This is a genomic window from Marinobacter sp. OP 3.4, from assembly GCF_036224885.1.
Taxonomy (GTDB): Bacteria; Pseudomonadota; Gammaproteobacteria; order Pseudomonadales; family Oleiphilaceae; genus Marinobacter.
The window spans coordinates 25314-34884 of the sequence record NZ_JAVVLT010000102.1 but is presented as its reverse complement, the minus strand read 5'-3'; the positions used below and the strand labels follow the sequence as shown (position 1 = coordinate 34884).

Sequence of the window (9571 nt, the reverse complement as noted above, 5' to 3'; positions counted from 1 at the left end):
AAGGTGGGTCAATTTTATTGGCCAAAGGTGGGTCAAAATAAATGGCCATTGACAGCTACATTTGTTGTAGACATGGACACTTTCCTTAGTGCTGACGTGATTGATTCCTTTCGGCTAGATTTTCCACTCAGCACGCCGGAGGTGTCAATGTTGCTTTCGTTTACCTGTTTACCGGGCGCTAACTATCGGCGTTGATAAAAGAACCTGTCTCGTCCATTCGGACGATTTTTAACCAAACAGTTGATTGGTCATATCGCCGGGACTACTGTGTCAGGACATGAATTGTATCGGGTTTCCGTCCCGTGACTCTTCGCAATACAACAATAACGCCCAGGGAGTCGTACCATGTCCAAACCAAGCCTTTTCCGTACCCTGTCTGCCAGCCTGTTGATGGGGGGAGCCGCATTGGCGACCACCGCCCATGCCGAGACGCTCAGCTATGCCCTGGGGTATCCCCCCGGGAGTGATTCGGCCAAGGCGGCCCAGAACTATGCCGATCGGGTGGCGGAATTCTCCGATGGCGAGCTGACCGTCAAGGTGTATCCGCTGTCGCTGCTCAACTTCGCGGAAACGTCCGCTGGTGTCCGGGATGGTATGGCGGATATTGGTTACCTGCTTAGCCCGTACTTCCCGTCGGAATATCCCCATACCAACCTGTTGGCGGAGGCGGCAATGCAGCTGCAGCTTTTCGGCAAGGAAGTCCAGGGCAAGGAAGGGCCTGCCTATATCGGTGCCCTGGCCGAGTACATCTTCTTTCAGTGCGAGGAGTGCCTGGAGGACTTCCAGGCCCAGAATCAGGTCATTACCGGCATCGCTTCCAGCTCCAACTACATGCTCAACTGCAGTGAACCGGTCACCAGCCAGGAGGATCTGGAAGGCAAGCGGCTGAGATCGTCGGGTTCGCAGTGGTCCCGTTGGGCGGAGCGTTTTGGTGCCAGTCCGGTCACGCTCTCCGGTAATGAAGCCTATGAAGCCCTGGACCAGGGCGTCGTGGACTGCGTGGTTATTTCCGCGCCGGATCTTGAGAACCTTGGCATCATTGAGGCGACCACGGATATCACCACCGATGTGCCCGGCGGCGTGTTTGCCGGGGCCGAGATCACCAATACCAACCGGGACCGCTGGCAGAGCCTGACCGATGACCAGCGCCAGGCGATGCTGCATGCCGGTGCCTATATTTCCGCCGAGATTCCGTGGGTGTATCACCAGCGGGAAGCCGAGGTGCTGAAACGGGCGCAGGAAGAGCTGGGCATCGAGCTGCATACCGCGTCAGAGGATCTGGCCGCCGCCACCCGGGAGTTTGTGCGTGAGGATATGGAGGTTATTGCCCAGTACTATGCCAAGACCTATGGTGTGGAAAACGGCGCCGAGATGCTTGAAGAATTCCGACCGGTCCTGGAGAAATGGGTGGACCTGGTGAAGGATGTGGACAGCCAGGAGGAACTGGCGGAACTCTACTGGGAAGAGGTCTTCTCCCGGGTCGATCCTTCCACCCACGGGATGTAACGACCGACCAGCCTGCATAAAAAAGCCCCGGCGATGTCGCCGGGGCAGCGTTTTTCTCTTTCTCAGACCGAGTTTTTGTTGTACCTGCGAATAGCGCCACCTCCCTGTGGCGCGATTTCCACCGAGCAGACTCCTAGGCCAGCAGGCCGGGCAGGCCGCCGGTGCCGTGGCCGGTGTAGCCGAAGCTGTCGATATTGACGTCCAGCATGTTGGCGATGGATACCAGCAGCTTGCTGTGGGCGTCGCCGGCAAAATCCACGTAGCGGCCGGTCTGCAGCGCCCCGCCGGCGTTGCCCGCCAGGATGAACGGCATGTTCCGGTGGTCGTGGGCGTTGCTGTCGCCCAGTTCCGAGCACAGGAAGATGACCGTGTTGTGCAACAGGCTGTTGCCGTCGGTATCCGTGCGGCTGGCCAGGTTCTCGATCAGGTAGCGGAACTGGCGCATGTGGTACTGCTTGTACTGCACGAACTTGTCCGCGGTCTCGCTGTCCCGGTTGCCGTAGTGGGAGGTGTCGTGGTGGCCCTGGTCGATGCCTTCCACCCGCAGCGGGCTGACCGGGTGGGACCACATCAGCGAGGCTACCCGGGTCATGTCGCAGGAGAAGGCCTCGGTGATCAGGTCCATCTGCAAACGACCGATGGTCTGGTAATGCTCGTCCAGGTGGATCTTGGGCGGGTAGCCGTTCCAGCCCTCGGGCACGGTGAAGTTGTCACTGTTGAAGCCACCGGTGTTGCACACGCCGGCTTCGGCCCCCGCATCCAGGATCCGGGATTCCACCTCGCGCAGGCTCTGGGTGTGGAACTCCAGTTTTTCCCGCTCGTTCTGGCCCAGTTTGCTGTTCATGGCGTTCAGGTCCGCCAGCACCCGGTCGAGGATGCTGCGTTTGCGACGGTCCGGCAGCGGCTCGCCGCCCCCGTTGCCACCGCCGCCGAACATGGTGTCGAAGGCGTTGATGGGGTTGTCGTTGGGGGTGATGGGCACGTTGCCGGAACTGAAGTTGAACACGTTACCCGCGCCGTTCTGGAAGGTGGCGGCCACCCCCAGGTTCATGGACTTGAACGGTGTGGCGGAGCCAAGGCGCTGGGCCAGGAAGTAGTCCAGCGACTCGGTGTTATTACCGGTGAGTACCTTGGCAACACCGCCCTCATGGGTGTGACCACCTTCGTACATGTTCAGGCCGCTGGCGAACAGGCAATGCTGCCGCACGGACTCCAACGGGCTGGTCATCTCGTTGAGCTGGAAATCAAACTCGCCGCCGGTGGGGTGGAACCGCTCGGGGATACACCCGTCCGGGATGTACATGAAGACGGCACGCTTGGCGATGGCGCCCTGCGCTGTCGCAACCCGGGCCCAGGGCATCGTCGCCAGGGGCAGCGCGAGCGCGCTGCCACCGAGGCCTTTGAGAAACTGGCGTCTGTTGGAATGCATGACGATCTCCTTATTGATCTCTGCGCAGGGCAAAGGTCTGCAGCTGTGTGATGCCCACCATCAGGTCCTTCAGCCGGTAGTCATTGGCTGCGAACAACTGGGTCAGGTTATCGATGGTGTTTTCATCCGATGACGTTTCGATATAGCCACGGGCGAACCGGTAGAACTGGGTGGCCAGGCAGCTCTTGCTGCTATCGGTCTGGGCCAGCACCTGCTGCATCTCGCGCACGCCGTCGTAGGCCACGCTGGACTCCTCGAGCAGGCTTTCCAGGCCGTAGATCTCTCCGTAGGTATTGACCGGCTTGCCGTTGTCGGTGGTGCGGTAGCCACCGGCCCCGTCAAAGGCGGCGAAACCGAAACCAACGCCGTTGATGTACAGGTGACAGGTCTGGCAGTCCGGGTCGCCGGTCTTCTCCTCGAACCGCTCACGGGTGGTGAAGTTCGGGTCCGGGTCCGGGAAGCTGGTGTCCAGTTCCTCCGGGGGCGGCGGCAGTTCCTGGCACATCAGGCGCCGGCGCACGAAGTTGCCCCGGGGAATTGGGGCGGACTCGTTGGCGTGACCGTGGGAGGCCATGACCGCGCCGGTGGCGAGGATACCGCCACGGGTACCGGTGGTGTCGGTCACCTTGCGGATGTTGTCACCGCTGACACCGGACAGGTTGTAGTAGTTCGCCAGGGTCTGGTTGACGAACACGTAGTCCGCGTTCAGCAGCTCCTGGAACTGGCCGGTGGAGTCGTACATCACGTGGGTGAAGAAAGCCCGCAGCTCCTTGTGCATGGCATCGCGAACCTGGGCGTTGAAGCGCGGATAGATGTTCGGATCCTTGCTGCCCATGGAGGCCGGGTCGGACTCCAGCCACTGCTCGGCGAAGTGCCCCATGTGGATGCGGGCCTGCTCGGTTTCCAGCAGCCGGCGGGCCTGGGCGGCCAGTTGTTCCGGGGTTTCCAGCTGGTTGCTGGCGGCCGCGGACAGCAGGGTGTCGTCCGGTATGGTGCCCTGGAAGATGAACGACAGTTGCGACGCCAACTCGTACTGGGTCAGCCTGTAGACGCCGTTGCCCTGGGCCTCGCCCAACTCACTGATGTAGAGGAAGTTGGGGGAGATCAACATGGCCTCGATCACCGCGGTCATGCCGCTGTTGAAGTCGCCCTGGTCCTGGAACAGATCCAGGTAACCGGTGCGCTCCTCATCGGTCAGCGGACGGCGGAAGGCTTTCAGGCCGAAGTTGTCGACAAACTGCTCAGCGCAGCCATCGGCGTTCTCGTCACAGGGGAGCAGGGTGCCCTTCTGGTTGCTGACGGCGTCACCGGCCAGTTGTTCGGCGGCCCGCATGTATTCGTCGAAGTGACGGGCGCTGACGAAGTTTTTGGCGGCGTTGTTGCTGAAGCCCTTCACCCTCGCTTCCGTGGGGAAGTTGGTGGTGATGTTGGCCGCGTCGACACCCAGCAGGTCCGATACCGCGTTCTCGTACTGGTAGCGGGTCAACAGGTTGAGCTGACGCGGACCGGCGGTCTCGTCTTCCAGGCTGACCGGATCGCCATCACCTTCGTCGCTCCAGAAGCTGTCGGCGATGTGCTCGCCCACGGCCTGGGCACAGTCGCCCACGCAGCGACCGGCATTGCCCAGGGGCATGGTGCTGTCGATGTAACTGACCAGGGAGTCCAGTTCGGTGGATTGGGTCAGCGAGACACCGACCGCGCCGCCGGAGCCGTCGTCACCATGGCAGGAGGCGCACTGGGTGGCATAGATCCCGGCGCCGTCCAGCTCTTCACCGGTGTCGCCGCCATCGTCGTTACCACTGCCATCGTCTCCGCCGGAACCATTGTCTCCGCCGTCATCATTGCCGGAGCCGTCATCGTTGCCCGGGTCTCCATCGTCGTTCCCGCCATCGTCATCACCGGGATCGGTGCCGGGGTCATCGCCGCCATCATCGCCACCGTCGCCGGGCATGTCGTCGGACGGCTGGGCGTTAACAATCACGTTGCCGGAGGACATGGAGGGCACGCTGTCATTCACCGCGATCACGCGGTAGGTGTAGTTACCCTCGGCGTCGAGCTGCTCCATCCACTGGGTCTGGTTGGCGTCCACCGCCGCCCGGGTTTCCCAGTAGCCGTCGCCCTGGCGACGTTTGATGACGAAGCCGGTCTCGTTGCTGCTCAGGTCCTGCCAGCTTACGGTCACCGTGCTGTTGGCCCCGGTGTAGGACGCATCCACAATGGACGGTGCCGCCGGCGCGTCACCAGCCTCCACCGGCATCAGGTTGTCGGCGTCGTCGCCACTGATGGCCGAGAAGCTGAGGTTGAAGTACACCGGCACGGTCTGGCCAATGGCGGACAGGCCGGCCAGCCCGCGCAGGGTTTCGATACCCCCCACCAGCTCGAAGTCACCGCCCTGGATCATCACCGGGCGGGCGGTGCGTACGGCCACGCGGTCGTCAGCGGTGCGGATCACCATGACCTCGGCGGTGGTGTCCTGGCCGATGCCGTTCAGGCTGAGACGGCCGTCCAGGGTCATCATTTCCGCTTCACCCGGCTCCAGGGCAGTGACCGTTGCCATATCCACCTGGGTGGTGAAGTAGAGCGTGGGCAGCAGGCCGCTGGCGAACAGGTGGTCGCGGATACGCTCATCCCGTATGCCGATGCCGGTGTCCACCGTGTTCAGGTCAATGGCCAGGGTGGCCTTGCCGCTGGTGTCCACGAAGGCCTGGAGGTTCTGGAAGCTCTGGGCCTCCGCCACGTCGGTGTTCTTGACGGTGACGAACGAGAAGTCGGATTCGGCCCCGTTCAGGGACCAGCCCATGACCGGCTCGTCCGGTGCGTCATCCCCGGGCGAATCATCGCCGGAGTCGGACCCGCCGCCGTCCGCCGGGCCGCCGCAGCTTTGCCCGTTGAGGAAGAACTCGGTGGGCAGGTTGCCGGAAGGGTTCTCGATATTGAAGCCGAAATCGAACTGGCCGCCGCTGGCGACGGTGCCGTTATAACCGGCGTCGATCACGCCGATCTGCTGGCCCTGTTGCTCGAAATGGCCTTTCCAGAGGTTGGCAATGGTCTCGTTGCCGGGGAAGGTCCAGGACAGGTCCCACTGTTCAATACGCGGTCCGTTGTACTGCACGGTTACCTGGTGGGTGGCACCATGGCCCCAGTTGTTGGTTTCCTGATAGTCCACGGTACAGAGCTCGTTGGCCAGCGCGGCATTGCCGGCCATCACCCCCGCGGTCAGTGTCAGCAGTTTTTTGAATAAGGGTTTCATAAAAGCCTCTCTCATGCGGTGTCAGGAGCGCGTCACGGGGTGGTGGGCTCACCGGCTTCGAAGAACAGGGCGAAATCCACCGGCACGGCAATGCTGATGGAATCCAGGCCGGCCACTTCCCGCAGTGCCTCCACGCCGTCCTCAAGGCCGAACTGGTCGGCGGTAATGATCAGCGGTTGGGCACTGCTGACGAGGAACCGCTGGTTACCCAGGTGCTGGACGCGGAGCTGGCTGTTGATATCGCGGGTTTCACCGCTGATCTGTACCTGGGCCGGTACATCCAGGGTCATGACGTCACCAGCGGACAGGCCTTGCACCTGGGAGAGGTTGTCGCCCAGCTCGATGGCCACCGTGGCGGTGGGCGTCTGGCCGGTGTTGAACAGCATCTCCTTCAGGCGCTGGTTGCGGATATCGATGCCGGTTTGGACGGTGTTCAGGTCGATATCCAGGGTGGCGGTACCGTCATCGGTCACGGAGCCGGAGAGGGTGCCGAAGCGGTGGCTTTCCACGGTGTGGGTATTCTTGGTGGTGACAAAGCCGAGGTAGGAGTCGCCGGCATCGAGTGTCCACGCGGTGGGTGTGGCCGGATCATCGTTGCCCGGATCGCCGCCACCATCGCCTGGCTCGTCACCGCCGTCGTCGTCCGGGTTATCGTCCGGGTCGTCACCGGGATTGTCAGGCTGGTCGGGGTCGTCGGGCTGGTCCGGGGTGTCGCCGGTTTCCTCGCCGCAGGGCTCGCCGTTGAGGTAGAACTGCGTGGGTATCTCGCCAGACGGGTTGCGCACGTTGAAGCCGAACTTGATCTCCCGGCCTTCCGTCAGGCGGGCATTCCACGCCAGGTTTTCAACGGTGACGTCCTGGCCCTGCTGGTCAGGGGTGACGTTGAAAATGGAGTCGATGGTCTCGCCACCGGGGAAGGTCCAGCCCAGTTCCCAGCCACTGACCTCCGGGCCGTTGTACGTCATGATCACACGATGCACGGCACCGGTCTGCCAGCTGTGCTGGATCCTGTAGTCGACCTCGCAGAGCGAGTCGGCGACCGCTGTGCCGGTCATCGCCGTGCCGCACAGCAGTAGTGCCAGTCTGGATTTAGTCTTCATAGCACACGTTTTTAATCCTGTACCTGATGGTTAAACACGACTACCGCGATAACGCGGGTAGCAAACGTTGGCCCGTACTGCTGGAACCGGCCTTTGAAAAACTGCAGGGGGTACTGCGTCTGCAATCGAAATCGGGTTGCCGCTTGCGCCTGCCCTACGACCTGACCTCCCGGCGGCGGGCGGGGCGGTCAATGACGAAATGTTTGATGGGGTCCAGAAACAGCTTGAACACCAGCAGCATCAGCAGGCAGGTGCCGCTGAGCATCAGGAAATAGAACGCCAGGATGTTTTCCATGCCGGTGTTGAAGTTGAGGGACCGGGCAATGCCCAGTACCAGGGGGAACCCCCAGGAAATGATGGAAATGCTGGAGAAGGTGAACATCATGGCCTTCTCGTCAACGGTGACCCGGTGGAACATCTGATGGCCCAGGTTCCGGTCAAGGATGGGGAACACCTTGTGGTGCAGGAAATGGCCGTTGACGGTCAGTACCACCACGATGACCAGTTTTGCCCAGATCTTGGGGTTGCCCAGCAGTTCGGGCTGGTGTTGCCAGTAGATCCAGAGGAAGGCCAGACCGGTCACCCACAGGATGAGTAGGCCGGTACTGACCAGGCGGGCAATAAAGTGGAACAGCACCAGCTTCTCCCGGGTGATGCGTTCCAGGTAGAAGTAGCGGAAGGCAATGATATCCAGGGTCAGGGCGCCGCCGACGCCCAGTGCAAGCCCCACAAGGTGGCCGGCAATGAACAGGGTTTTCAGCGTTTCAACGGAGGGCACATCCATTTCGCGACATCCTTGGCATGACTCCCTTGGCCCGGGACATCCTTCTCCGGGGTGACCTGACAGTGTTCATGTTAATGAAATTTTATTCATTAATGACAGTCACTTACGATCAGTCAGTATCAATAACCGCGAGAAGTATAAGGATTTGTGCAAGGGCAGGAACAGGGGATAAAACGGAGGCTGTGAGGTCGTTCAACCGGATAGCGGGAAAGCGATACTTAATCAACCGCGGGGCAGGCAGTATTGTCGTTCAGGTTTACAACTAACCTGTCGCCGATATCTACGTGATGCTCCTCGAAAAAGCCGGCGTTCATCTCCAGTACGTTCCGGTGATGTACCCCGGGAACCCAGCTTGGGCACTGGCTGGCGGACTCGGTCTCGCAGGGCTCCATGGTGTCCATGGCGACGATGACACCATCGTTATCCAGCCAGGCAATGTCGAGGGGAATCAGGGTGTTGTACATCCAGAAGCCCGCCCTGGGGCCACGCTCCTGCTGATAGACGAACAGCATGCCGCCGTTGTCCGGCAGGGAGGTGCGCTCCATCAGTCCGAAGCGATGCTGGAGCGGTTCAATGGCCTGTTCCAGCTCCACGGGGATGGCTTCGGATTGGGTGACCAGGCAGGCATCGTAGGCCTCCAGGAACTGGGGCGGCGGCGCCTGCTCCGCCATGGCCATCGGTGCGGCCAGCAGCAGTGCGGGTATCCAGGTTGTCCGCCGGTTCATGGGCAGCTCCGGTCAGGGTTTGAGTCGGTAGCCGGTACGGAAGATCCAGCCAATCAGCAGCATGCACAGGGTCAGGAAGACGATGATCATGCCGACACTGATACCGATATGGATATCAGAAACGCCATAGAATGCCCAGCGGAATCCGGAAATCAGGTAGACCACCGGGTTGAACAGGGTAATGGTCTGCCAGACCTCCGGCAGCATGTCGATGGAATAGAAGGTGCCGCCCAGGAACACCAGGGGCGTGACGATCATCAGCGGTACGATCTGCAATTTCTCGAAGCCGTCGGCCCAGACACCGATGATAAAGCCGAACAGGCTGAAGGTGACCGCCGTGAGCACCAGGAAGGCAATCATCCAGAACGGGTGCAGCACACTGTAATCCACGAACAGCCGTGCCGTGGCCAGGATGATCAGCCCCAGGATAACGGACTTGGTGGCGGCGGCCCCCACGTAACCGATGACGACCTCGATGTAGGAGACCGGCGCCGACAGCACCTCATAGATAGTGCCGGAGAAGCGGGGCATGTAGATGCCGAAACTGGCGTTGGAAATGCTCTGCATCAGCAGGGTCAGCATGATCAGCCCGGGGATGATGTAGGCGCCATAGCTGATGCCGTCGATATCGCCCATCCGTGACCCGATGGCGGAACCGAACACCACGAAGTACAGGGACGTGGAAATGACCGGGGACGCGACACTCTGCATCAGGGTCCGCCACATGCGGGCCATTTCAAACTTGTAGATGGCCAGGATGCCATACACGTTCATAGT

General features: G+C 61.2%; 8 protein-coding genes. 2 read left to right on the top strand and 6 right to left on the bottom strand.

Annotated features, from left to right (window positions below; all coding sequences use genetic code 11):
- On the top strand, window positions 1-195 hold a 195-nt coding region (locus tag RO069_RS16905; RefSeq protein WP_328189183.1), incomplete at its 5' end, for a hypothetical protein.
- A gap of 150 nt (window positions 196-345) precedes the next feature.
- Window positions 346-1506 (top strand): C4-dicarboxylate TRAP transporter substrate-binding protein, encoded by a 1161-nt coding sequence (locus RO069_RS16900; protein WP_328189182.1) that lies wholly within the window; start codon window positions 346-348, stop codon window positions 1504-1506.
- Window positions 1507-1639: 133 nt separating this feature from the next.
- Here RO069_RS16900 and RO069_RS16895 read toward each other — a convergent pair whose 3' ends face one another.
- From RO069_RS16895 to RO069_RS16870, 6 genes are all read right to left on the bottom strand, one after another.
- Entirely contained in the window at window positions 1640-2935 is a 1296-nt protein-coding gene (locus tag RO069_RS16895; protein ID WP_328189180.1) for a DUF1552 domain-containing protein, read from the bottom strand.
- 10 nt (window positions 2936-2945) lie between these two features.
- Complete coding sequence (locus RO069_RS16890) at window positions 2946-6185, bottom strand: DUF1592 domain-containing protein (RefSeq protein WP_328189178.1); 3240 nt, start codon at window positions 6183-6185, stop codon at window positions 2946-2948.
- Between the two features lie 32 nt (window positions 6186-6217).
- Entirely contained in the window at window positions 6218-7285 is a 1068-nt protein-coding gene (locus RO069_RS16885) for a cellulose binding domain-containing protein (RefSeq protein WP_328189177.1), read from the bottom strand.
- 154 nt (window positions 7286-7439) lie between these two features.
- Window positions 7440-8069: a hypothetical protein gene (locus tag RO069_RS16880; RefSeq protein ID WP_328189175.1), complete on the bottom strand. Its 630-nt coding sequence runs from the start codon at window positions 8067-8069 to the stop codon at window positions 7440-7442.
- 218 nt (window positions 8070-8287) lie between these two features.
- Window positions 8288-8794, bottom strand: coding sequence for a DUF192 domain-containing protein (locus RO069_RS16875; RefSeq protein WP_328189174.1), 507 nt, complete (start codon window positions 8792-8794; stop codon window positions 8288-8290).
- A 12-nt stretch (window positions 8795-8806) separates the two neighbouring features.
- A complete protein-coding gene (locus RO069_RS16870; protein ID WP_328189172.1) occupies window positions 8807-9568 on the bottom strand; it encodes an ABC transporter permease in 762 nt (253 codons plus the stop codon).
- Window positions 9569-9571 lie beyond the last annotated feature (3 nt).

What these genes read in the sequence shown, in the direction of transcription:
- RO069_RS16900 (WP_328189182.1), top strand. Translation starts at nt 346, where the DNA reads ATGTCCAAACCAAGCCTTTTCCGTACCCTGTCTGCCAGCCTGTTGATG.
- RO069_RS16895 (WP_328189180.1), bottom strand. Translation starts at nt 2,935, where the DNA reads ATGCATTCCAACAGACGCCAGTTTCTCAAAGGCCTCGGTGGCAGCGCG.
- RO069_RS16890 (WP_328189178.1), bottom strand. Translation starts at nt 6,185, where the DNA reads ATGAAACCCTTATTCAAAAAACTGCTGACACTGACCGCGGGGGTGATG.
- RO069_RS16885 (WP_328189177.1), bottom strand. Translation starts at nt 7,285, where the DNA reads ATGAAGACTAAATCCAGACTGGCACTACTGCTGTGCGGCACGGCGATG.
- RO069_RS16880 (WP_328189175.1), bottom strand. Translation starts at nt 8,069, where the DNA reads ATGGATGTGCCCTCCGTTGAAACGCTGAAAACCCTGTTCATTGCCGGC.
- RO069_RS16875 (WP_328189174.1), bottom strand. Translation starts at nt 8,794, where the DNA reads ATGAACCGGCGGACAACCTGGATACCCGCACTGCTGCTGGCCGCACCG.
- RO069_RS16870 (WP_328189172.1), bottom strand. Translation starts at nt 9,568, where the DNA reads ATGAACGTGTATGGCATCCTGGCCATCTACAAGTTTGAAATGGCCCGC.